Below are 24,604 nucleotides of genomic sequence, written 5' to 3'. Positions count from 1 at the left end.
TATGGGAAAGTCTATCGATCCGATGCTCGTGCTCGGCAAGGCCGTTGACATGAACGTAAAGATTAAAGGCGGCGATTTCCCTTTGGGTGCCATGCCTATGAAGATTCAGCGTATCGTGCGGGAGGCGAATGAGTGTTACGGTTACCCGGTGGATTATCTGGCAGGAGCTATGCTTGTGGCTGTCGGGCTGGGTATCGGCAATACCCATTTCGCCCGGCTCAAAGGGAAATGGGATGAGAGCGCGATTCTTTTCATGGCTCTTGTCGGCAGACCCGGTGCCTGTAAGTCGCATCCGCTGAATTTCGCCATACGTCCGTTCACGGAGCTGGACGGTAAGGCGACACGCGCATACGTCAAGGAGTGCGAGGAATACGAGCGTCAACGTGAACTGCCGATGAAGGAGCGTACAGACCCGCACCCTGTGGCCCCGGTATGCAAACGTTTTCTTATTTCTGACGCCACCCCGGAAGCCATGCTGCTTATTCACTCGCAGAATCTGCGTGGCATACTTATGTGGAATGACGAGCTTGCAGGATGGTTCAAGAACTTCAACCGCTACAACAAAGGCTCTGACGAGGAATATTGGCTCAAACTGTTCAATGCCAATCCGTCGTACTCCGACCGCAAAGGCGTGAAAAACTCGATTTATATCAGCCGTCCTTTTATCTCGGTTGTGGGCACTATACAGAACGGCATACTCAATGAGCTGGCTCAGGGAAGTCGCACTTCAAATGGTTTCATTGACCGTCTGCTGTTCGTTATGCCCGGCAATCAGGACAAGCAGCCGTGGAGCGACCGAGAACCGTCGTTCGACATCGAAGCGGCATGGGCTGACATCATCGGCAGACTTGTGGCGATGCCCTACGAAACCGATGATGACGGCAATATAGTCGCCGGTATCCTGCCTTTCACTCCTGAGGCAAAATCGCGACTTTATGAATGGCAACGTCAGAACACTGAGGAATGTAACCGGGAGGAAAGTGACGCACTGAAAGGTGTCTATAACAAGTTTGATTTCCATGCCATACGCTTTTGTCTAATAATGCAAATGGCGCGCTGGGCCTGTGGTGAAGCTGACAAATCGGAAATAGATCTTGTCTCGGTTGAAAATGCCATATCACTTGTGGATTATTTCAAGACAACCGCCACAAGAGTACAGGGCATTATCCGCGAGCTGTCGCTGTCGGAACTACAAAGAGCCGTGATGTCGGCTCTACCCGATGAGTTCACAACTGAGCAGGGTGTGGAAATCGCCGCCGAAAATTCTATGCCAGAGCGTACCTTCAAGGATTTTATCAGGCGTTTCACCGGGATTCACTTTCAGAAAATACGTCATGGAATTTATGGCAAGATATGACTGTAAACCTGCATTTTCTGCACTTTCGGCATTTTCTGCCTCCAAAATGCGGATAATGCAGATAGTGCGAACCGTTTTTTTGAGAATCTATGAATAACACACACCGATTCATTCTCCAGCCATACAAAGGAGTGGCTACACGGCACACCTGCCCCGCCTGTCACAAGAAACGTTGCTTTAGCCGATATATTGACACCAAGAAACAAATCTCGTTTCCCGACGATGTGGGCAGATGCGACCATGAACAGAGCTGCGGCTATCATCTTACGCCGAAGGAATATTTCGAGCGTAATCCTCAGGCGAAGCCTCTGCACTGCGATTTCGCAGCTCCGTCAGCATGGCGAGCCAAGCCGACCGAGCAGCGAAAGCCTACCTCCTTCATCGCGGCAGAGACTGTTTCACAGACTCTGCACGGATATGAGAAGAACAATCTCTATCAGTTCCTCCGCTCCAAGTTCGGAGCAGAGGACGCGCTCCGTCTGATGAAGGATTATCGCGTAGGCACATCGAAACACTGGCCGGGGTCATGCGTGTTCTGGCAGACCGATGTCAATGGTGTCACCCGTACCGGAAAGGTCATGCTCTATAATACAGACAGCGGCAAGCGTGTCAAGGAGCCATTCAATCATGTGACATGGGTTCTCTCGCTGTTAAAGATGCCCGACTTCAATCTGCGTCAGTGCTTTTTCGGCGAACACCTCTTGCCGATGAACCGAGGCAAACCGGTTGCCATCGTCGAGAGCGAGAAGACCGCTCTTGTGTCGGCGTATTACCTGCCGGAATATGTATGGCTGGCGACAGGTGGTAAAAACGGTTGCGTCAATGCCGATGCACTCCGTGTTCTCCGTAGCTGTCAGGTTATCCTCTATCCCGATATTGGCGCAACTGACCAGTGGCGACAGAAGCTGAGTTTGTTACGCAGTCTCGGTATCGAGGCAAGCATCTTCAACTTCCTTGAAGAAGTTGCCACTGATGACGAGCGAACAGCCGGACTCGACATAGCAGATTATCTGCTGCAAATCGAGCCTGACCAAGCGATACTGCAATCAATGATACGCCGCAATCCGATTTTGCAGAAACTCATAGATGATCTGCAACTCACTCTTGTGTCAGTTGAACGGTACAACCCGGATACTGATACTATTCACAAACCCTCAAAAACTGATAAATCATGACAGCAAAGAAATCTCCGTCAACAACCGCATCCAAGTCAATTCAGTTGACCGATGCACCCGAATCCAAAGTATCAACCATCAAACCACAAATTATTATGCAACCAGATAACTCCATCAACTCAACTCCCACTATCAATGCTGTAAACAGCGACAACGCTGTCAACAGCACTTCTCCTGCCAACACGGATAATCTGTTTGACAACGAGCAGACGGCAACCGACACTACCGAGCAGCCCAAGCAACAGCGCGTGGGCAAGCAGCAGCGTAAATCCGATTACGCTGAGTTCAAGGCTACCTATCTCGCTCCGTCTAAGCTGGTGAAGCGTCACCCGGTCAACATCGAGGACAGCGTATGGGAGAAGCTCGAACGCATCGCCCGTATCCTCGGCGACCGAGACACCACCGTCGGCAGTTACATCAACGCCGTCCTCTTGGAGCATCTCAATCTCTATGCCAACGACATCGAAATATGGCGCAAACTCTGAGATAATAATGTCAGGTTACCACTGCACCCGGTACACCGTGGGGCAGCTTCCCGATGAACGTAGTGAATTGGGAAGGCAAGGATATGTTTCGGGATTTCTTTTTCTCCGAAAACGACTCCCATAACCGGCTCCGCCGCTTTGCTCCGCAAAGAAACTGCGCAGCATAAGCCGCTCTTTGCCTCCCCGATTCACATAAACCACAACAATGTCTACTATGAGTAAACCAACTGTCAGAAAGGGCGGTCGTCCCTCTAAACCGACCGATGAGAAGCGCACCCATGTGGTGACAATCAAACTGAACAACGCAGAATACTCCGACCTTCTGGAGCGGTCAAAAACCGCCGGAGTAAAGATGGCAGAGTATGTCAGACACGGCGCGTTCCGGCTCACGATTGTCAGTCGCCTGAGCGGGATTGAACAGGAGATTGCCAAAGGAATACTAAATCTCAGTTCCGATTTCAATCAGGCAATGACCTGTTTTCATCAGCTCAAACTTCGCAGCGCGGCCAATAAATTAGCCGCCGTCGTCGATAAGATGTTTGACATTCTCAAAAAATTAAGACCCAATAAAGATACCGAATATGTTTGCAAGAATACTTAAAAGCGGCACGTTTCACGATGTCGTAGGGTATGTGACACGCCAGTTCCACAACCCGAAGAATATACGCCGGACACATGGCGCATCATCGAAAGCGATAATATCTTCACCTCCGACTATGCGAAAATGGTGCAGTCGTTTGAAGCGATACATGGATTTATGCCCGGCAAAGAGAATCCGGCAGGACATATTTCCATCAGTTTTGACAACGCCGATGCGCCTCGCCTGACCGATGAATTCATGGCTCAGCTCGCAAAAGAGTATATGGAAGGTATGGGTATCAAGGACACACAATATCTTATCGTGCGCCATCTGGAAACCGGGCATCCGCATTTCCACATCGTCTATAACCGTGTGGATATGTCAGGCAAGGCTGTCGACGAGCGCAACAATTTCAGGCGCAGCGACCGTGTAGTAAAGGCCATCAAGGACAAATACGAACTCACATACTCGCCGCTGAAACAGAAATACGAGGACAGAATTCCGGTATTCAAGGAGCGGATTAGTCAGGCGATTTATGGCTGTAAGTCGTGGGATGAATTCTCGCGCCGACTCGCCTGTGCCGGAATTGAAGTGAAATTTCATGACGACCACAACACCGGCAAACCCATCGGCGTGAAATTTACAGACGGTGACATAACGGTCAACGGATCTAAAATAGACCGTGCGTTCACATATCGTCGCCTGAACAACCTCTTTGAGTTTAACTGCAAGCATGGGCAACAACAGTCTGATCGCGCTCCGACGCGCCCCAAAGTAACGGTCGAATATACCCCGACGCAAAAGCCCTCACTTGTAGAAGATGTGATTGAAGCCACCGTCGGGGCAATCGGAAATCTGTTCACTCTCGGCCCCGGCTTCGACCCTGAGGAACAGGCGTTTCAAAACGCCATCAAGAAAGAAGAAGCCAGACGTAAACGCAAATCAAGAAGAATCTGAATATGTCAAAGCTATATGATGACGTCAAGAAACAAGAAGTGCAGATTGACGACCTGCAAAAGACAGTAACCAACCACACCACTCGCATCGAGACCCTCGAAACCAAGGCAAAGGCAACACCACCGCCACAAGCAGTCAATCAAGGGCCGATAACGGTGAAATTGCCCGACAATATAGCAACCAATGAAAGCATCAGCAAACTGCTTGATGAAAAGCTACCAGCAACCTCAACCGACGGCACACTCAAAATAGTCATGGAGCAACTGCCGGGCAGCCTGTCGAAAGGAGTTGCGGATGTGCTGTCGGACAATCTGGGAGATAAGGTCAAGGACGCTCTTTATGAAGGATTCCGCAGGGAGTTTGCGGATGAGCGAAAAAAGCTCTATGACGTGGTGAACGACATGCGCTACAAAGCCCAGTCGATAATCTGGGGGCAATGGTGGCGTGCAACCCCACATTGGGTCTATGCCATCTTTGCGGTTCTACTTATCGCCGCCGGAGGTTTCGGTTATGGATTCTTCTATCTGTTGAATCAGAACAGCCGACTTATCGAAACCGAATGGCTCTACCGCAGAGAGCGTACACTCTACAAGAGCGAAAAAGAACTTCAACTCCTATTGAATCACGAAAAGGATTTTTTCACAGGAACGTCCCATGAGCAGGATAGCATCAAAGACGTAATCCGCTACTGGGAGCAAAAAGGAGATTTCGACAAGACTTTCCTCTACTTCAGCCCAGCCGAAGACTAATTCCAACGCTGCCGAGAGCCACCACCCTCTCGGCGGCGTTTTGTCTATAATTGCCTGACATCGTTGTCGGTAGTTGCAAAATTTATCCTTGTTTTGATTGTAATCTCAGATTTTATATGTAACTTTGCGTTTAACATCAAAGAATTGTAATCAGTAAGCAAAACAAGTGATATGGAATCACCAAAGATAAACAGAATCAAAATTGCATTGGTTGAGAATGGTAAAACCGGTAAATGGCTTGCCGAGCAAGTCGGTAAAAATGAAGCCACCGTTTCCCGATGGTGTTCCAACAAAATGCAACCGTCCCTTGATACACTTGTGAGGATTTCAGAATTACTTGATATTGATGTTAAAGATTTAATTGTAAGCAATAAAGCATAGTCATGGACAACAAAGAAATATTTAATAGAATTGAATATGTGGTGGCATGTGTCGGAGCTTTCGCCCAACGGCATCAGCTCTCCAATATGCAGGCATACGCATATTTGCGCCGTTTCACTGGCATAGATTTCCTTCTTGATTGCTATGCCGCCGAACATACCCTTTCCATTGATGACGCTGTTTCAGACCTTCAGGTAATTTGCCAACGGGAAGGAGGGAAAATATGAAACGCCTCTATCACGGGTCAAACGTAGCCATTGAGCATATTGACCTCTCACGCAGTAAGCGTGGCAAGGACTTCGGACAAGGCTTCTATCTCAATGCCAATCCCGACCAAGCTATGGAAATGGCAGTCCGGACAACCCGATTTCTCAACGAAGGAGCCGCCACTTTATCGTGCTTTGAGTTTGATGAAGACGAGGCGAAAAGGAATGGGCTTAACATCAAGATTTTCCCTGACTATTCCGAAGAATGGGCGGAATTTGTGGTGATGAACCGCAAGAACAACTCCGATGTTCCGGCTCATCCCTACGACATTGTTATCGGCCAATTGCCGACGATACTGTTGGCGTTCAGATTCGCCGTTTCATAATGGGCTATCTGTCGGCATCGGCATTGGTCGAAGAACTGAGATTCAAGGGCGACCATGCTGTACAATACTTTTTCGGCACACCCAAAGCCATACAACTCTTAAAACGCATCGAAATATGACACAAGACATACAGTTTCAAATAGAATGCCTTGCGGCAGAACTTGCAGAGATGCTCATGGCAGAATATGGCTGGGACATACACCGCGCCCTCGACGAACTATATTCATCAACCACTTTCGCCAAGCTAAACGACCCCGAATGTGGTCTCTACTATCAGGGAGCCGTCTACATCTTCCAATTCCTCAAATCCGAAATCGAAACCGGCAAAGTTGCATAAATAGCATAACCATTGATATTATGGATATAAAGAATCCTACTACCCGAAATTATATATGGACATTCCTACGAAAGTATAAGGCATTAGCTATTACTTTCGTAACCATACCTTTAATTTTAAATGTAGCTTGTTACTTCTCCATTCCATTCTTTAATAATGCCGGAAGTTCAGCTTGGCTGAGTTTCTGGGGCGGTTACTTAGGTTCTACGATTATGGCTGGTGTAACACTTTTTGTCCTCCACAAGCAACTTGAACAGAATCAATTTGAGAATCAACAGAATCGAAAAATGCAAAATGATCTAATGCTTTATCAAATTGGTTGTGATAATCTAAAGCTATTTAAAGAAGCAGGCAACTATTTTTGCAGGACCTTCTCCTATAATAATATTGCTGAAATAGTAAATGTTTTCAGATGCAATGAAAGTCCAATAAGACTTATAAAGCAAGAATTTGCAAATTCCGTTGAAGCAGAAAGACAAAGCCAATTATACATGATTGCAGAACCAACAAAAGCGTATTTGGATCTAATATCAGAGCAGGAACGTGTTATTTCGTATTATAATACGATTTTATTAGATATTGAGGTTATAACTTCATATCTCAATTTATCATCGACTTATATCAGACAGAATATTTTAATAGATAAACATTCAAGTCCTATCCTTAAGGAAATAATTGCGAAAGAATTCCAACAACTTAATGATGAAAAGCCAAAAGTTTGGTTAGATAGCTTATTAGAAAAAAGGATTGATGCAGTCAACCCAAATTTCTTGGATAAAACATGGGATTTAATTACAAAAATATATCTTGATGAAACATTGAGATTAAAAACATTATTACAAATTAAAGGAACAGACAAGTAAGTCTAACCTTTCTCCATGACATTTATTAAGTTCATCGTGATGAATTAAATTCAAATAATGGCTAAGGAAACGACTCATAAAAAGCAGAAAGTGGAGGTCCTCGAAGATATATTGTTCAGTTGCCGCGACTCCCTACGTGGCCGCGCCGCGCTTACTGATAAGCGAGATATGCTGCTTAGGCTTGTTTTCCTAAGATTTATCTCCGAGCGTTACCACGATCGGTGCGATGAAATACGCCAGGAAAATGCCGATGGTCCCGAATATGCAGAAATGCTTATCTCGCAGAAACGAACTGCTTTCGGTGAAAAGGGCGTCCCCTGAAACCGATTAGGAGTCGCTAAAACTCATTGCGCCGAAAGGTCTTGCTGTTGCTCTTGATGATGCTACCTTGAAACTGATGGAGTCCGAACCTAAACTCAAAAATGCTCCGCCTTCTGCTTTGTTTATTAACTCAGGCACCGAGGACAATGTCATCAAGCAGGTTATGGACGAAATCGACAAGATTCCACATAAGAAATTCAAGGAAAAAGATTTGATTGGCCGCGTGTATGAATATTTCCTCCAAACTTTTGCTATCAACGCCAACAAGGAGGACGGCGAGTTCTATACGCCTCAATCAATCGTTGAATTGATTGCCGCCCCTTCGTCAGCCTGATTGTCATATGGAATGATATGAATGATTGTCGGATGATTCTAGGATAATAACATCTCATCAATAAGGAATCTGCCCCTTTTGATTCCGCTTGTTATGTTATACAGCATATTACTTTGTCGTTAAACATAAAATCACTACCTTTGCATCAAAATTAAATTTATTGAAATGAAAGACCTAAATCGATTGAAGGTTGTTCTGGTAGAGAAAAAGCGAACAAGCAAATGGCTCGCTGAAGAGTTAGGCAAGAATGTTGCCACAGTGTCTAAATGGTGTACCAATACTATTCAGCCAGATCTGCCGACGCTTAACAGAATAGCAGAATTATTGGATGTCGATCCAAGGGAATTAATCAATGGCAAAGATTAAACGACCTTAGTATAGCTCAAATTCATTTTAGTCAAATCATATCTTATGTAGAATATGACTATCGAAGAATATAAAAACGATGAATTAATTGCACAGGCAGTCTCTAGGAATATTATTTCATTAGAGGGTGACAGAGTGATATACAATATTCATCAAAAAAAGTCATACCGTCTTAGTGACCCCGAAGAATATGTGAGAGCACAGACATTGGCCTTTCTTGTTCTTGAAAAAAACTATAATCCTTCTTGCATCCGGACTGAAGTAGTTGTTCCGAGAAGGACTCCTGAGGATTTGGCCGATATCGTTGTATATCGAGATAGAACATGTACCGAACCTTACTTGGTCGTAGAGAATAAAAAGCGAACAATAAGTGACAGCGAGAAAAGGCAAGCAGTCGAACAGTTATTTGGCAATGCAAATTCGCTAAGGATACCTTTGGGATTACTTGACTATGGGGTAAATTCGGAATTATTTAATGTTGCGGATTTTCCTCCTACAGAACGTATCACCAATTTGATTGGTGATAGAGAAGTTATACCTGCGAATTATGGAGCTATACCGGAATACAAATATATAGCGGGGCCGAATAACAATGACATCAAACCTATAGATGCAAAAACTCTTGAATCAAAAGTTCGCAGAAGTCACTCTGTTATATGGGCGGGTGGCAAGAGAGATCCTTTGCAGGCTTTTGATGAATGGAGCAAACTTATGTTAGCTAAGGTTGAGGATGAACGTCATACTCCCAATAACAGTTTCAGACAATTCCAAATCGGTATAAACGAGAGTGCTGTTGCTGTTGCCAATCGTATTCACCAGCTCTTTTCAAGGGCGATCATGTCGGAACCGAATATATTTCCTGAAGGAATATCTATTAATTTGTCCGATAATAAAATATACGAAGTCGTTAAGATATTACAGGACATAAGTCTCACTGATACCAGCACAGATAATATCGGCGCTGCCTTTGAACTTTTCTTTGGTTCTATTTTCCGAGGAGAACTGGGACAGTATTTTACCATGAGACCCCTTTCTCGTTTTGTCGTTTCAATGCTAAATGTTTCTAATGAGGAATATATTATTGACCCGACTTGTGGTAGTGGTGGATTTCTTCTTGAGGTTTTACTTCAGGTATGGAATAGAATTGATAAAGAATTTTCCGGACGAAGAGAACTGGAACGAATTAAAAATGACTTTGCATTAACTCAGGTTTACGGCATAGAAATACATGAAATTTTAGCACGTATTTGTAAAATCAATTTGTTGCTTCATCACGATGGTCATACAAATATAGAAGGCGATAAGAGTTGTTTGGATATAAATTTCTCAAAACCACTCTTAAATCGTGGCAATGAAATTTTTAATGTGGTAGTCGGCAATCCTCCATTCGGAGATAATATAAAAGATCATGATGAAGATCAGCTTGGGGCAAACAATTTCTCAAATTTTGTCTTAGCTGAAGGCAAACGTCAGGTAGCTTCAGAACATATCATTATAGAGAAATCAATTAACCTTCTTCAGAATGGGGGCAGACTTGGCCTTATTCTGCCTGATGGTGTTTTTAACAATCAAGGAGAGCAATCTTATTGCCCTCAACTTAGAAATTTCCTCATAAAAAATGGAAAGATTCTATCAATAGTTTCACTTCCTGATTATGCTTTTAGAAAATCTGGAGCTCAAAATAAAACCTCCATACTTTTCTTTCAAAAATATACAACAAGAGAAAAATCTTTATTTGAGCAAACTCTAAACGAAAGCTTGGCATCAAAAACAGAGGAATTAGCAATAATAGATGCCTTGACAGCCGTGAGATATCGAACTTTCATGGCAGAGGCACAATTTATTGGCTATACACCAACAGGTATTTTATCTGATAAGAACGATTTATACAAAGGCTTCGAGGGAGGACATCTTGACGAAGATCAAACTGGCACAATTCTCGGAGAATATAGAAAGTTTGAAAATAATTCCCTTAGTTATACTCCCGGGATGCAAGATTGCTACGCCTTTGATATAGTAGATATTTGGTCTGCACACCCTAGTCATCGTTTAGATCCCAAATATCATTTGTTTAAAGTCCAGGAAAATCAGAATCTTCCAGAGGGATGGATTTGCAAAAAATTATCCACTCTTATGGAAAGACGCGAAGAACAAGTACATCCAGAATATACTCCAGAGGAATATGTAAAAGTCATGACCCTATCCCAAACAGGAGATATTAGATCTAGAGCTGCGGGGAAAGGCAAAAATCCTCCGGAATGGTTAGGAATGTATTTCGAAGATAGCCCATCAAAATGGTATCGAGCATATCAAAATGACGTGGTATTTTCATCTATTGATTTATGGAAGGGTTGCATATCTGTGGTTGGTGAGGAGTTTGATGGAGCCATTGTTACAAAAGAATATCCTATATATCGAATGACTTCTGATGAAATTGTACCCGATTTCTTAGCAGCCTTATTTAGAACGAGATACTATCGTCGAGCTTTTCGAGCCATTACGACTGGTCACAGCAATAGAAGAAGAACACAAACGATAGATTTTGAGGACATAGATGTATGTTTTCCCCAGATAAAGATACACAAAGAAGATTGATTAGCGACATTCTGGACGGTAAAGCTAATCGACAATTGGCTGACGTCAACTTTAATAAATCAATGGCTGCCTTCAGCAATCTTATAGATTCCCGAGGAGAAGATGATATTTTCGTTGATGAAGATGATGATGTTGAATAAATTCAATGATTCACAGCACATACTATAACAAAGACACTAACGAGGATCCAAAGACATCATCTGTCTTTGAAACGATGCTTATGCTTCCCGATGAACTATTCTGGGGTGTATTGCGAGCAGCTTGCTTTGACAATGGCAATCTGCCTGTAGTATCAGGATAGATAGAAAATCATGAGTTTTGGCTACTAATTTTGGTAATTAGAATATGACAGTCCCAATAAAAATTATGAGTGTATAATATGTCAAACCATATCTATTCAATCCAAAATACAATCTTTGCGGATGATAACGCCGTTTTAATGCTGGTATCTCTGTTGGAGGCTGGGGAAACCAATTTCTTTATGGCGCTTTACAATGAAAAAGCCATATTTAACGCAACAATTAAAAGATTAGATAATGGCAGGTATCAAATGAACTTCTCTATACCTGAGTCTTTATCAAAATCTATTGACATTGATGATTTCTTTAAAAAACCAGTGATTTTAATGATACCATCACACAATGCCAATGTACCCAATTTTAATATTATAGTTAGCCAAAATGACATCGAAAGCGTAGAATTATCAATTAATGGAGAATCTCGTAAAGCAGCAGTCACATTAAAAGCTTTTAGGGCTGACTTTGATGACCAAATATGGAACCAATCAAAACAAACGGCTATATTTAGATTCAATCCCTCTAAATATGATCCTTCTCATCGAGGACTAATTTATGATATAACAACAAATAAAGATCAGACATCTAAATTCAAAAACGCCGTTAAAATTGAGCTTAAATCAAAGTTGTATCTATTCTACTATGAAGAAATTTCAAAGAATTTAGGATTCTTTATCATTAAAAGCCCGGATTTAGTCGGTCATGCTGATTTTGAAGAAGTTGTCGATGCAATACGCTCTGCTTATGCTCTATTAACAGGTTATTTCATTGCTGAAAGTGTTTTTTATTTTAGCATGAGACCTAAAGATAAAGAATCACTAACTTTCAGGTATCAGAGCTTAAATCGTTCAATTCATTCAACTAAGCCAATTTTAGACTACCACCATTACCAAAATATTGATGATGAAAGGCTCTTAATGTCATCAGATGTATTCGAGAACTTAGTTAAGCTCTTGTATAAGAATGTTGAGCTTAGAAGAGCCTGTATCCTCATTACACAAGCGGGAACACTTGATAATGTTTCTAAAGGAAGCCTTGCGTCCGTTTCACTTGAGACTATAACTTCTGCACTTAACAATGTAAGCTCGGAAAAACATCAAAGCGCGAAACTTATTGAAGATAAAGCAATCATATCTCAGTTGAAACATGAATTACAGAAGGCGACAAAGAAAGTCAAGGATAAATTGGATAAAGACACATGGAATAAACTATGGAATAAAGTAAATAAGTTCAATGAATTGCCCAATGCTGACAAACTATCAAGTCCATTTGCCAATTTAAAAATAAACCTTTTGGAAGAAGAAGAATATTGTATAGCATGCAGAAACTTATACCTTCATGGTAATATTCCCAAGCCAAGAGGGAACAAATATGAATACTTGACTCAAGAAGAATTACAGTTATTAATAGCGGACAGATTATGTATGCTTTCAGCGATGCTATTGCTAAAAAAAGCAGGTTACAATGGATATGTCATTGATTGGGGTGATACGGAGATTGTTTATAAACGAGAAATTGCAGCAGGTCATGGAAATAAACATCTCACTTTTCAACTTAGAGAGATGACAGAACAATATAATGACAAAGGCTAACACCTAACAATTCTTATAACTGATAGCCCTATGGGGATAGAAGGTGATTGTGTTGGTTCTGGTTCGGGCTTTATATATGCCCAACAAAACTTAAACCAATATATTAGGCTGGGCAAAAAGGACAGCTTTGGAATCCTCTCCTACCCCAAAGATTAAACACAGTCGCCTAAATTTCGACAAAACGAAACGCAAGTACCATACCAGTATTATACCAGTACCCCCCTTTCTCTACCAGTTATCCATTGAGAGAGTAAATAATTGATAATCTTATAACAGTATGCCAACTTACCTAATAATGAGATAATGCGGATAATGCAGAAAATGCAATGAATTTAGTAATTGTTGAATACCCTGTTTTAAGATACATGGGATACAATCACCGTGTTGGATATTCTCAAAGTTTGTTGATTTTTATGAATGGATCTTGCTCATCGCACGTTGGGGTGCTTCCGGCGTATACGCTATTATGACCTTCTTCCTTTGCTATGAAATGGAGAATTTCACGATATAGAGGATATAGCTGAATAATTTTGTTGCGCTGGTAATCGTTAGAACAACCGCCCCCTGACCATCCGTAAGATGCGTATGGTTGATTAGCTAAATCGGTTGCCACAAGGTCGTGCAGTTCTCGGAGTTTCTCTTGAATCTCTTGCTGTTTATCAAGACCACATGTGGTAAAGCCAAGTTCACATTGTCCGGCAAGAAACCTTGAGCAGTCTTCAACGCAATTTGCGATAAGACGCATCTGTTTCTTTGTAAGTGTGATTGTATAGAGTTCTTCGTTATGTTTCATAAATATCTATTATTAATGCTTCTGAATATATTTTTCAGGTGTTACTGATGGTGCTATCAGTCAACTTATTATTCGAGGACAAAAGAGTGATAAATAGGTTGCGTTGGAGAAGCCGACCATTATAGAATATGCGGATAATGCAGAAAATGCAATGAATTTAGTCATTCGACTTGTTTAATTCTTCTTCAACCAACCTCACTCTTGCTTGCAGTTCCTCAGCCGAGGGAAGCAGATTTGAGGGAGAAGCAATCTGGACATTATCGTACGAAGCCACTCCCATTGGGGTTTGTATTCCTTTGAAAGCCCAACGTACATCGGTTTCATCTTTATCGCTGCAAATCAACAGTCCGATAGTGGGGTTGTCATCAGTTCCTTTTAGCAGTTCATCAACAGCATTGACATAGTAGTTGAGTTTTCCTGCATACTCAGGATCGAATGGCTTAACTTTTAGTTCGACCACAACGTATGCCTTTAGGCGGATATGGTAGAACAGCATATCAATCCGGCGGGTACGTCCCCCGACAATCAGTTCCTTTTGTCGTCCTACGAAAGCGAATCCTGTTCCAAGTTCAAGCAGGAAACGGGTTATATTCTGCTCCAACGCCGCTTCAAGCTGTTCCTCCTTATAGTCGGCTGGAACAGTTACAAAACCGAAATCATAGTTGTCCTTAGTGATTTCTTGTGCCATACGGCTTTGTGCTTCCGGCAGATATTGAGGAAAATTGCTGATAGCGTTACCGTGTGTCTTGTATAGATTAGCTTTCAGTGAGTTATCCAACGTTTGACGAGTCCATCCGTTCAATATGCACTCTTTCAAATAAAAAACAGCCTCATCTGCCGACTTACATTTGGTTATAATGTTAACCTGATGACGCCATGGCACCAGACCAAGAACAAGAGGAAAGTCCGAATCAATTTCTGCACCAATTTGGTACAGTTTTATAATATTCTGAATATTTGCCTGTTGCAATTCTGCACCAGCTTGGTGCAGTTTTTCCGTTGCCTCCAGTGAAGAAAAGAACAGATACCATTTCTTCATATTCCAAAGGTTGCGACTTCCAAATCCTTTGTCGTGAGGGAAAGCCTCCTGCAAGTCAAAGCTAAGCTGCTCCACAACCCCACTGCCCCATGTTTCTTCCGCCTTGCGCATCACCAAGTCGCGCCCAACACTCCAGTTAAATGCCAGCTTTTCCGTATTGACCTTAACCGCCGCCTTTATTTGGGCAGAGTGATAACGTCGCTTGATTTCAGAGAGCCAAGCGGCATAGTCAGCGTCAATCTTAAAATCCTTGACCCTGACAATATGGGGTTCGTTGTTTGGAATAATATCAGTCATCGTAATACAAAATTACTCCAAAATCCTGATATCCACAAATCAAACTATATTTTTCCAATCGATTAGAGCCAATAATCCAACGAAATTTGCTATCTTTGCGGTCAAATCAACAAAAGCCATGACAGCTATAGTAGGAGTAATGAATCGACATGCCATTGCTATTGCTGCGGATAGCGCAGTAACAATGGGTAACACCCATAAGGTTGTTAATAATGGGAATAAGCTATTTATGCTTTCCAAATACGAACCTGTTGGGATTGCAACTTATAGTAATGCTGCTTTAATGGGGACACCGTGGGAGATTATAATCAAGATTTATCGTAAACAGTTAGGGGAAAAGCATTTTCCTCATCTTTCTGATTATGTAATAGACTTTATTCATTTTCTACATACACATAATTTCTTTACAGACGATATAACACAGCACAATTGGCTGAAGAATCAGATTGAGGCATTTTATATACTGAATTTAAGAATAATATGCCAAAAATTCAACTTTAAGAATTTTGATTACAACGACCCTTTAATTATTGAAAAGCTTAAGGATGAACTAAATAGCTGTCTGGATGCAAACAAAATCAATCCATCGATTTGTGATGATTTTGTAGGCTATACATTTGAGCAATTCAAGAATGAGACCAAAGTGGATTTTGATGAAATATACCAACATCCTCAAGTATCCAATCTTCCAATCGATTTAAGAGATTTGTTTTGTGAAGCATTCTTTTATTATTGGATAATTCAGTTAGAGCCAGATTATCATACAGGTTTGGTATTTTGTGGTTACGGCGACGATGACTTGTACCCATCAATCATTCCCTGTGTTGTAGCCACAGGATATAATAAACGGTTAAAATATTTCATTAATCAAGCTAAGGCTGATTCAATATCAGAACATGGTACATCAGTCACTATTGCCCCTTTTGCTCAAACCGATGTTATTCAAACCATAACACAAGGCTTAACGCCTGATTGTCAAAATATTATATTCAATACAATTAAAAATGGCGTTGATTCGTACACAGACACATTATGTAGATATTTGTCATCTAAACCTGAAGGTAAAAAGTTTGCAGATGAGATTAGCAAACTTGACATCTCATCTATAATTAAAACCTTAAGCCAAGGAGTATTAGACAGCATGCGAGATTCTTACACAAGGCCTCTACTTAATACCATTGCAGGACTTGCAAAGGAGGATCTTGCAAATATGGCAGAAAGTTTCATATCTCTCACTTGTTTAATTCGGCGAATGAGTCCAAGTGAAGAAACCGTTGGAGGTCCAATTGATGTTGCAGTTATTTCTAAAGGAGATGGATTTATATGGATGAACAGAAAGCATTATTTTAATCCAGAGTTAAACAAACATTTCTTTAATAATTATTATCGTTGAGCCTTATGAATTATTTTACAATAAAATCATTTCAGACACCGTCCGGAGGGATATTATCCCCTCAGGAAATTGAGCATGAGGCTAATAAAATATCGAAATCAATTCAATCAGAAATTGAAAGACAGTTCAATCAATTTGAAAAACGAATTGTTGTCCGCAATGATACATTTGTAGAATCAAATGAAACCAAACCCTGTGATTTGGAGTCACAAGAATCTGATTGATAAAGCACAAGGTGTCAATTGATCCTTGGTATACGAATTTGAGTTTGTAGATATCCAAATAAATCAGTAAATTTGCATAAGTAAAGAATGGGTACTTTAAGAGAGTCGAAATTGTTAAAATTATCTCACATTGAGAAGATTTTAGAGGTGTTCGATGAACTTCGTTTGGAGGTGTGAACCCCGTAAAAATCAATTTTGTAGACTTAAAGCGCAACCTGCTCACTATCAAGAATTATTGCTGTCCGATAAAACTTTTTGAGGCAAAACAAAATTAGGACTGGCACCTATTGCAGGAGTCAGTCCTTTTAGTTTAGTTTGTGTTGGTCAAAACATATTCTAAACTATGCCCAAAAGTAGTCATTTTAGCGGACAGCCGCTCTATGGTCAGGTAATAAAACTGCTTGACAAGTCGAAAATTCTTCAGTTTAGCCGCGAATACGGAGGAGAGAGATATACCAAACGGTTTAACTGCTGGATTCATCTGGTGGTAATGCTCTATGCCGTGATAATGCGATTCGACTCATTGCGTGAGATAACAGCCAGTTTGCTTGCCGAGACGCGTAAACTGTCTCATATAGGTATTACTTTCAAAATCGGGCGCAGCACACTTGCGGATGCCAACAAGAGGCGCCCCGAAGCTATATTTGAGGCTATATATCGTGATCTATATGCCACTTACCGCCACGTTCTTTCCTCGGACAGCCACAGCCGCAAGACTCCAAAATGGATGAAACGACTGCAGATTATCGACTCCACGACTATTACTCTGTTCTCCAACCTGCTGTTCAAGGGAGTCGGACGCCATCCAAAGACCGGAAAAAAGAAAGGCGGAATCAAGGTTCATACCGTCATACATGCCAACGAAGGTGTGCCGTCGGATATAAAGTTCACATCAGCGGCTACAAACGACTCATTCATGCTCAAGCCAACAACATTGAGTAAAGGCGACATAATGGCAATGGACCGCGCATACATCGACTATGAGAAGTTCCAACAACTGACGGAGCGTGGCGTAACATACGTCACCAAGATGAAGAAGAACCTGAAATACAGCATATTGTCGGACACTATGTATCAGACTCCTGACGGACTGATGGAGGTCAGGATACAGCAAGTGGAGTTTGTAAAGCAGGTTAAAGGCGGAGAGGTCATTCGACATAAATCACGCATAATCACTTATGTGGATGTCAAGAAGCGCAAACTGATATCGCTGCTGACCAACGATATGGAGTCCGACCCGGAGGAAATCATCGCGATATACCGACAGAGATGGGAAATTGAGCTGCTGTTCAAGCAGATGAAACAAAACTTTCCACTTAAATACTTCTATGGCGAGAGCGCCAATGCCATCAAGATCCAGATCTGGATCACACTAATCGCCAATCTACTGCTGATGGTTATGCAGAAGGGGCTGAAACGCCAGTGGAGCTTCTCCGGGCTGGCAACAATGGTCAGAATTACCCTGATGTACTACGTTGACTTCAACAGCCTGTTTAACAACCCGGAAAAAGAGTGGGAAATCATCCTTTCCGAGGCCTCCGGAGCGCCTCCCGAACCGTCATTGTTTGACTGAGGGGGCTTGTAAGGTAAAAAAGAAGACTCGAACACCGTAAAATCAGCGTTCGAGCCATACTTTATTGCGCTATTTGAGTTTTATCGGACAGCAATAATCAAGAATATGCTATAATTGCATCGGCAAGTGATGGCTTGTAAACAGCCGTAACCAACTATAACTATTTAGAATAAAGTCGCTGTATATCAGCGATTTTTCTATTTTAACACTTTCCAATCCGCATTTGGAAGTAACGGCTTTTATCCATATTTTTCCTACATATTTCTACCGCGACGGAAATTCACGGTTAGCCCGAATGTCACAGTGACGCATTAGTTGACGTGTGTTGACAGTGGTTTACATGTGTTGACAAAATCCGGGAGAAATAAGGAGAATTTATCCCCAATATAAAGTCACTATGTTTGCATCAGATTAGCTGACGGGGCGCTCAACGGGGGCTGTCTGCCCCTTGCCGCTAAGGCTTCCCCCGAGAGGAGTGAGGAGAAAAGATAGACGTAAGGGCAATTGCATGTAAATTTGTAAAAGCAAAATACATTAACAGCAAAACCGATACGTCTATGGTACAAAGTAACAAAAAAGATTTCAGCGGACAAAATATCTCTATTGGTATCGACGTCCATCTGAGAACATGGAGTGTCACGGTGCTCACCCCCTCTGGTTTTATGCGCACTCATACTCAAAAGGCTTCGGCCAAAGAGCTCTTTGAACATTTGAACAAGCATTATCCTAACGGTAGCTACCATGCAGCCTACGAGACGGGGTTTTCGGGCTTCTCGACCTATTATGCCCTGACTGAGCTTGGTATAAAATGCACCATGGTACATGCGGCTGACGTTCCGACCACCCAGAAGGAAAAGGACTCGAAGTCAGACCCGGTGGATTCAAAAAAGCTGGCCAAAGCCCTTATGCGCGGTGAGCTCGGCAGTGTGTACATTCACTCGAAGGACAGCCTCGACGACCGTGCGCTGGTACGCCACCGCGCCACTATTGTGAAGCTTTCCGGCGGCATAAAATCCAGAATCAAGCATCTGCTGTACAACAACGGCGTGGAGTACCCCGAAGAATATTTCCGAAGCAACCGCCACTGGACAAGATGTTTCATAACGTGGTTGCAGAATGACGTGCGGTTGCTCTCCGACACACGGGTCTCGCTTGACCTGCTCATTGCCGAGGTACTCCATTACAGGGAACGCCTCCTTGATGTGAACCGCAGATTGCGCTCGCTGGCGCGCAGCGACAGGTATGCCGAGAAATACGGCATCCTGATGTCGGTTCCAGGCATTGGTTCGACAATTGCCATGAGCCTGCTTACCGAGATTGACGACATCGGTCGCTTCAGTAACCAGCGCCAGTTCGCATCGTTCCTCGGACTCGTGCCGATGATGTCGTCAAGCGGCGACAAGGAATACGTCGGTGAGAAGACTTTCCGATGCAGTATATTATACCAGTTGATTATCAGTAGTTTACGACTTAAAAGATAGACCACTCGAAAATTTACTTGTTTTTTCGTCAAAAATCGAAGATTTAACACTTTTCTTCGTTACCAATCTCAAAACAGAGGGGAAATGGGGAAAATCGCTCTCTTTCGCCCCGAAACCTCCGCTTCGCAAAGATAAGGCATATCGGGGATAATTTCGCCGATTCGGGCTGCAAAGTCGGAGATGGATTTACGGATTTTTGGGTGGGATTTTGTGGTTTGATAAGGGGAGTCTTGCTTTGTTTTTGGGTTGGGGTGTCGAATTCTTTTGCAGCCAAAAGAGAAAGTCGGCAGATATGGTTCAGTATGGCTTTGGAGAAGCCATCTCTTTTTCTCCCTCTGTTAGCTTTACTTTAATGCACGTATATATGAATACGGAGATAAAGTAAAGGTTTATGCTGTGATTCGCTTGAAAAAATGTCGTGTAATAGGGATGATTCGTTGGAAAAAGTGTGACTAAATTCGATTTATTCGCTTGAAAAAGTGTATTTAACCTTGGTTTATTCGCTCGAAAAAGTGTAATTTTGTAGCGGAAAGAATAAGATTGCGCTATGCTTAAAAGGAAAATAGAAACATATTTAGCTAATTGGAAAGAGGCCGAGGGCAGAAAGCCCCTTGTGATAAAAGGTATCCGCCAGTGTGGGAAAACATATATTGTCCAGAAATTCGCAAGGGAGAATTATGAAAGTGTGGTCTATATGAACTTCATTCTTGAACCTGACAAGAAGTCTGCCTTTACTGGCAATATAGATGTCGATACCATCATTCTCAACCTCTCTGCTTTGATTCAAGGCAGTCGGTTCATTGAAGGGAAAACCTGCATTATCCTTGATGAGATTCAGGAATGTAAAGAAGCAAGGACAGCCTTGAAGTCATTTCATATAGACGGACGTTTTGATGTTATTGCCACAGGTTCTCTTTTAGGAGTGAAAGGCTATGGTCAAAGCAAGAAAAAGAAAGAGGATGTCGGGCAAGATTCTGTTCCTGTCGGATATGAAACCGTAATTGATATGTACCCATTGGATTTTGAGGAATTTCTATGGGCAAACGGAATCGGTGAGGCTGTTATCGATTCTGTCAAATCATGTTTTGAGAACGAAAAGGCTGTTCCCGATGGGATTCACAAGGCAATGATGGAGCTGCTATACAGATATGTTATTGTAGGAGGGCTGCCGGAAGTGGTGAATTGCTTCCTTGAAACCAAGAATATCGAACTCATATATAAGAAGCAGCGTAATCTTATTGCCGAATACGAGGAGGATATGGTTAAATATGCAGATGATGCGGACAAACCTAATATCCGTGAATGTTTTGAATCCATTCCGAAGCAATTAGCCAAGGAGAATAAGAAATTCCAATATTCCATAGTCAAAAAGGGAGGAAGGTCTTCTCAATACATCGGTAGCATTCAATGGTTGGAGGATGCCGGAATAGTCCGTAGGTGCTATAACACGCAGATTACGGAACTGCCGTTGGAGGGCAATTCCATCAAAGATTGTTTCAAAGTGTACACTACTGACATAGGTGTCCTTGTAGCAATGCTCGACTATGGCACTCAGGCTGATATATTGAAGGGGAATCTTCTTGGATATAAGGGAGCTATCTTTGAGAACCTCATGGCGGATTTCCTGTGTAAGTCCGGACAGAAGCTATACTATTTCCATAAGGACAGTGGGCTTGAACTGGACTTCTTGGTAAGGTTCAAAGGCGAATGCGTCATCCTTGAAGTCAAGGCTAAGACCGGTAAGGCAAAAAGTATGGCTACCATTCTTAAAAATAAGGATGTGTATCATGTCAAGAATGCAATCAAGTTGGGGCAATATAATGTAGGACGTGAGGGAGATATACTCACCATTCCGTTGTATATGGGATTCCTTGTCGAAGACAGGCTTGCGGACGTTATCATTCCTGATGTTGATGTGAGTCTGTTGACTACTATTTAAAAATTTTGATTATGGCAAAACAGATATTAGTTGGAGTTGAAGAACAGAATTTGAATGAGGTGGCTCACTATCTGGTGATATACTTCCCATACAATGAGGAAATGTGTAGCTATACAGATGATTGGCTTGGTGAGCTATATGAAAACAAGTATCCTTTGGTTTCTAAAGGGATGTGGTCTGGCATAATTGACTTGAAAGTTCATAAACTTCTTGATTGGAAACCAGAATATGGAACTTTATATCTTCAAGCTAAGGTATGTGATAGCGGAACCTATTTCTTGCTTGATAAAGATAAAAAGGTAATATGTAAAATTACCGATTATGTACCTAATGGCTTAATTCCGGAGGCGGATGATTGTGGGGATTATATCCGTTTAAGAATCAAACATGACGGTATGATAGAAAATTGGATGGAGAAGCCAGACTTTTCCGACTTTATTAAAGATGCTGATGCTGTTAAGAAAATTGATACGAGCATTGAAGAAGAACCAATACTCGACACTAAAGTAGAGTTCACTTATAGCCATCTTATGGCAAAACTGCTTCGTCTTCCGAAATACCTACAATTGGAAATAGGGAAGGCACTGATAGCAAATGCATCAGAAGGTTTTGAGGAAGAGGATGATGAAGATTCTCTCTAATCAGATGGAAGATTAAGAATGATATACAGCTGCAATAATTTGATTATTAAAAGTATAATTCTATGGATATATTAAGTCTCACCAAAGTAACATCATCGTTCATCCTAACTTTAATAGAAAGAGACGATGGACAAAAGAAACAAATTTTGGAGACGCCAACAAATGGCTCGTGTGTTTAAGGCTCGCATGATTCTTTATGCCGCTTATGGTCATTGCATCATTCGTGAGGATGGAAGCTATTATGAGCATCCCCGTTGGTTTGAATTGGCAAAAGAGAAATGGGCACAAGTTTACAAAACAACAGGTACTCCGTGTAGCTGTTGGATGTGCAGGGGATTCGAATATGACCGCAAGGAGTATAAGAAAGAGACTCGGCGGATTATTCGGGAATCAATGGAGTGAGCTAAATGATAAGGAACTGAATCTGTGCATTAATTGCATAGGTTCAGTTTTTATGTGGCATATAGACCAAAAGGTTACGTGGATTTTCTCGGAAAGTAATGTGTGATATAGGATTTATTTGCTAATTTTGCGCTGTTTTTGAAACGATATAAAAACTGGCAATGCAGAGAAATAGAATGAACATATTATCTAAGGTCACAATTTGGGGTAACAAACGTCCTGAATCTGTGTTGTGTGTTCATGTCTTTGGCATTGAACCTTGTATTATAAATACTTTCCAACGAAGAACATAGCATGGTGTAGTTTATTCTACCCTGATTGAAAATATAAACTGAATAGTTGGAGAGTCTTTACCGAACTTTCCAACTATTTTGTTTTTATACCCATTTGTGACAGTTACCTTACGATGCTTTTCTGTCATTTCCGTCTGATGGGTGATTGACAAACAGATTATTAACGTGCAGTGATGCACATAAATTGAGAAGAAATGAATTATAAATTTGATGGCAGCAAAGTATTTTTTACATCTGATACCCACTTTTATCACGGAAATGTCATTCGTTTCTGCAACAGACCTTTTGAGAATGTGGAAATGATGAATGAAACGATTATCTCCAATTGGAATAATACAGTTGGCTTGGATGATACTGTTTTTCACTTGGGTGATTTCTGTCTGGGCGGTTCAGCTGAATGGACTAAAATTCTTGATAGATTGAATGGCAAGATATATCTGATTCTCGGCAACCATGATTTAAAGAACTTGAGGCAGGGTATATTGATAGGTGTGACCATGCAGATGCATATAGAAGTGGATAAACAGAAGATATATTTGAATCACTATCCGTTTCTGTGCTTTGATGGCGGCTATAAAGATGTATGGCAACTGTTCGGTCATGTACATACGAGGAAGGATAACACTGGGATTGATGCCACACGGCTTCAGTACCTCTATCCTACACAATATGACGTAGGTGTTGATAACAACAACTTTATGCCGGTTCCATTTGCACAGGTGAAGACAATTATTGAAAAACAAGTTGAAGAATCAAAAATGAAAGAGCAATGAAGATACAATACATGAGCGATTTACATCTGGAGTTAAGGGAGAACAGCAGATATTTAAAGCATAATGAATTGCCTGTTACCGGTGACGTGCTGGTTTTGGCTGGAGATATATTCTATCTTAGGGATAGGATAGCTCCTATGATGAAATTCTGGAAATGGGCTTCGGATAATTACAGGCAGGTTCTGATTGTTCCCAGCAATCACGAATACTATAATTATTCGGACGTGATGGAACGAGGGCTACAATGGAAGTGGATGTTCCGTGAGAATGTAGGGTTCTATCAGAATCAGGTAATCCGTATCGATGATACCGATTTTGTCCTGAGTACGCTATGGTCACGGATTAACCCGAATGACGAGTATTTCGTGTGGAAAGGTATGAATGACTTTCGCCAAATCAAATTTGACGGAAAATTGTTACAGGTAGAGGAATTCAATCGGATGCATGAGACCTGTATTGATTTTATCCGGAAAAGTGTCGAAGAGAGCACGGCTGGTCATATTGTGGTGGTTACTCATCATTTGCCTACTTTGGAGGTGATTGATCCACAGCACAAGAACTCCGTACTGAATAGTGCATTTGCTAGCGAATATGGTGATTGGATTGCCAACAGTCGGATAGATATTTGGATTTATGGACATTCACATACCAATATAGACACAGAGATTGGTAGTACAAAAGTAATCTGTAATCAGATGGGATATATTTTTGCGAATGAGCACATTGTGAATGGGTTTGATCCGAAAAAGCATGTTGAAATTTAATGATCATTAAGC

At 41.8% G+C, this 24,604-nt stretch carries 26 protein-coding genes and 1 pseudogene; 25 read left to right on the top strand and 2 right to left on the bottom strand.

Annotated features, from left to right (window positions below):
• Position 1 precedes the first annotated feature (1 nt).
• From E7747_RS12260 to E7747_RS12185, 17 genes and pseudogenes are all read left to right on the top strand, one after another.
• Positions 2-1,357 carry a DUF3987 domain-containing protein gene (locus E7747_RS12260; RefSeq protein ID WP_136416233.1) on the top strand — a complete coding sequence of 452 codons (1,356 nt, stop codon included), beginning with the start codon at positions 2-4 and terminating at the stop codon, positions 1,355-1,357.
• 89 nt (positions 1,358-1,446) lie between these two features.
• On the top strand, positions 1,447-2,532 hold the full coding sequence (locus tag E7747_RS12255; protein ID WP_136416231.1) for a DUF6371 domain-containing protein: 1,086 nt from the start codon (positions 1,447-1,449) through the stop codon (positions 2,530-2,532).
• The gene (locus E7747_RS12250; RefSeq protein ID WP_136416229.1) at positions 2,529-3,017 is read left to right on the top strand and encodes a DUF3408 domain-containing protein; all 489 of its coding nucleotides are present in this window, start codon (positions 2,529-2,531) and stop codon (positions 3,015-3,017) included. Before E7747_RS12255 ends, E7747_RS12250 begins: the two co-directional genes overlap by 4 nt.
• Before the next feature lie 214 nt (positions 3,018-3,231).
• On the top strand, positions 3,232-3,618 hold the full coding sequence (locus tag E7747_RS12245) for a plasmid mobilization protein (RefSeq protein ID WP_136416227.1): 387 nt from the start codon (positions 3,232-3,234) through the stop codon (positions 3,616-3,618).
• 81 nt (positions 3,619-3,699) lie between these two features.
• A complete protein-coding gene (locus tag E7747_RS12240) occupies positions 3,700-4,554 on the top strand; it encodes a relaxase/mobilization nuclease domain-containing protein (protein ID WP_228449318.1) in 855 nt (284 codons plus the stop codon).
• 2 nt (positions 4,555-4,556) lie between these two features.
• Entirely contained in the window at positions 4,557-5,303 is a 747-nt protein-coding gene (locus E7747_RS12235) for a hypothetical protein (protein WP_136416224.1), read from the top strand.
• A gap of 171 nt (positions 5,304-5,474) precedes the next feature.
• Positions 5,475-5,684, top strand: a complete 210-nt coding sequence (locus E7747_RS12230; RefSeq protein WP_123615828.1) for a helix-turn-helix transcriptional regulator — start codon at positions 5,475-5,477, stop codon at positions 5,682-5,684.
• A gap of 2 nt (positions 5,685-5,686) precedes the next feature.
• On the top strand, positions 5,687-5,911 hold the full coding sequence (locus E7747_RS12225; protein ID WP_136416222.1) for a DUF3791 domain-containing protein: 225 nt from the start codon (positions 5,687-5,689) through the stop codon (positions 5,909-5,911).
• Positions 5,908-6,395: pseudogene (locus tag E7747_RS12220) on the top strand (DUF3990 domain-containing protein). The gene E7747_RS12225 and the pseudogene E7747_RS12220 overlap by 4 nt, the downstream one beginning before the upstream one ends.
• Positions 6,392-6,613, top strand: coding sequence for a hypothetical protein (locus E7747_RS12215; RefSeq protein WP_123615796.1), 222 nt, complete (start codon positions 6,392-6,394; stop codon positions 6,611-6,613). Before E7747_RS12220 ends, E7747_RS12215 begins: the two are co-directional and overlap by 4 nt.
• A gap of 20 nt (positions 6,614-6,633) precedes the next feature.
• The gene (locus E7747_RS12210; RefSeq protein ID WP_136416220.1) at positions 6,634-7,476 is read left to right on the top strand and encodes a hypothetical protein; all 843 of its coding nucleotides are present in this window, start codon (positions 6,634-6,636) and stop codon (positions 7,474-7,476) included.
• Between the two features lie 57 nt (positions 7,477-7,533).
• On the top strand, positions 7,534-7,797 hold the full coding sequence (locus E7747_RS12205; protein WP_136416219.1) for a type I restriction-modification system subunit M N-terminal domain-containing protein: 264 nt from the start codon (positions 7,534-7,536) through the stop codon (positions 7,795-7,797).
• 76 nt (positions 7,798-7,873) lie between these two features.
• On the top strand, positions 7,874-8,131 hold the full coding sequence (locus E7747_RS12200) for an N-6 DNA methylase (protein ID WP_136416217.1): 258 nt from the start codon (positions 7,874-7,876) through the stop codon (positions 8,129-8,131).
• 165 nt (positions 8,132-8,296) lie between these two features.
• Positions 8,297-8,497 (top strand): helix-turn-helix transcriptional regulator, encoded by a 201-nt coding sequence (locus tag E7747_RS12195; RefSeq protein ID WP_136416215.1) that lies wholly within the window; start codon positions 8,297-8,299, stop codon positions 8,495-8,497.
• Positions 8,498-8,551: 54 nt separating this feature from the next.
• Positions 8,552-11,092, top strand: a complete 2,541-nt coding sequence (locus E7747_RS12190; RefSeq protein WP_136416213.1) for a restriction endonuclease subunit M — start codon at positions 8,552-8,554, stop codon at positions 11,090-11,092.
• A 145-nt stretch (positions 11,093-11,237) separates the two neighbouring features.
• A complete protein-coding gene (locus E7747_RS17030; protein ID WP_228449150.1) occupies positions 11,238-11,393 on the top strand; it encodes a hypothetical protein in 156 nt (51 codons plus the stop codon).
• Between the two features lie 78 nt (positions 11,394-11,471).
• Positions 11,472-12,980 carry a hypothetical protein gene (locus tag E7747_RS12185; protein WP_136416211.1) on the top strand — a complete coding sequence of 503 codons (1,509 nt, stop codon included), beginning with the start codon at positions 11,472-11,474 and terminating at the stop codon, positions 12,978-12,980.
• 394 nt (positions 12,981-13,374) lie between these two features.
• Here E7747_RS12185 and E7747_RS12180 read toward each other — a convergent pair whose 3' ends face one another.
• Both E7747_RS12180 and E7747_RS12175 read right to left on the bottom strand, forming a co-directional pair.
• Positions 13,375-13,773 (bottom strand): hypothetical protein, encoded by a 399-nt coding sequence (locus tag E7747_RS12180; protein ID WP_136416209.1) that lies wholly within the window; start codon positions 13,771-13,773, stop codon positions 13,375-13,377.
• Between the two features lie 157 nt (positions 13,774-13,930).
• Positions 13,931-15,109 carry a PDDEXK nuclease domain-containing protein gene (locus E7747_RS12175; protein WP_136416208.1) on the bottom strand — a complete coding sequence of 393 codons (1,179 nt, stop codon included), beginning with the start codon at positions 15,107-15,109 and terminating at the stop codon, positions 13,931-13,933.
• Positions 15,110-15,227: 118 nt separating this feature from the next.
• On the opposite strand from E7747_RS12175, the gene E7747_RS12170 reads away from it, so the two are divergent.
• From E7747_RS12170 to E7747_RS12135, 8 genes are all read left to right on the top strand, one after another.
• Positions 15,228-16,502 carry a hypothetical protein gene (locus E7747_RS12170; RefSeq protein ID WP_136416206.1) on the top strand — a complete coding sequence of 425 codons (1,275 nt, stop codon included), beginning with the start codon at positions 15,228-15,230 and terminating at the stop codon, positions 16,500-16,502.
• Between the two features lie 567 nt (positions 16,503-17,069).
• On the top strand, positions 17,070-18,299 hold the full coding sequence (locus E7747_RS12165; RefSeq protein WP_136413786.1) for an IS4 family transposase: 1,230 nt from the start codon (positions 17,070-17,072) through the stop codon (positions 18,297-18,299).
• A 557-nt stretch (positions 18,300-18,856) separates the two neighbouring features.
• On the top strand, positions 18,857-19,780 hold the full coding sequence (locus E7747_RS12160) for an IS110 family RNA-guided transposase (RefSeq protein WP_136416204.1): 924 nt from the start codon (positions 18,857-18,859) through the stop codon (positions 19,778-19,780).
• Positions 19,781-20,327: 547 nt separating this feature from the next.
• Entirely contained in the window at positions 20,328-21,719 is a 1,392-nt protein-coding gene (locus E7747_RS12155) for an ATP-binding protein (RefSeq protein WP_022276582.1), read from the top strand.
• A gap of 11 nt (positions 21,720-21,730) precedes the next feature.
• Positions 21,731-22,360, top strand: a complete 630-nt coding sequence (locus E7747_RS12150; RefSeq protein WP_120470416.1) for a hypothetical protein — start codon at positions 21,731-21,733, stop codon at positions 22,358-22,360.
• A gap of 126 nt (positions 22,361-22,486) precedes the next feature.
• Entirely contained in the window at positions 22,487-22,762 is a 276-nt protein-coding gene (locus tag E7747_RS12145) for a hypothetical protein (protein ID WP_021862420.1), read from the top strand.
• Positions 22,763-23,249: 487 nt separating this feature from the next.
• The gene (locus tag E7747_RS12140; protein ID WP_136416202.1) at positions 23,250-23,828 is read left to right on the top strand and encodes a metallophosphoesterase; all 579 of its coding nucleotides are present in this window, start codon (positions 23,250-23,252) and stop codon (positions 23,826-23,828) included.
• A complete protein-coding gene (locus tag E7747_RS12135; protein WP_136416201.1) occupies positions 23,825-24,592 on the top strand; it encodes a metallophosphoesterase in 768 nt (255 codons plus the stop codon). Before E7747_RS12140 ends, E7747_RS12135 begins: the two co-directional genes overlap by 4 nt.
• Positions 24,593-24,604 lie beyond the last annotated feature (12 nt).

The organism is Duncaniella dubosii, assembly GCF_004803915.1.
Classification (GTDB): Bacteria; Bacteroidota; Bacteroidia; order Bacteroidales; family Muribaculaceae; genus Duncaniella; species Duncaniella dubosii.
The sequence above is the reverse complement of the archived record's forward strand: the minus strand, read 5'-3'. Positions and strand labels throughout refer to the sequence as shown.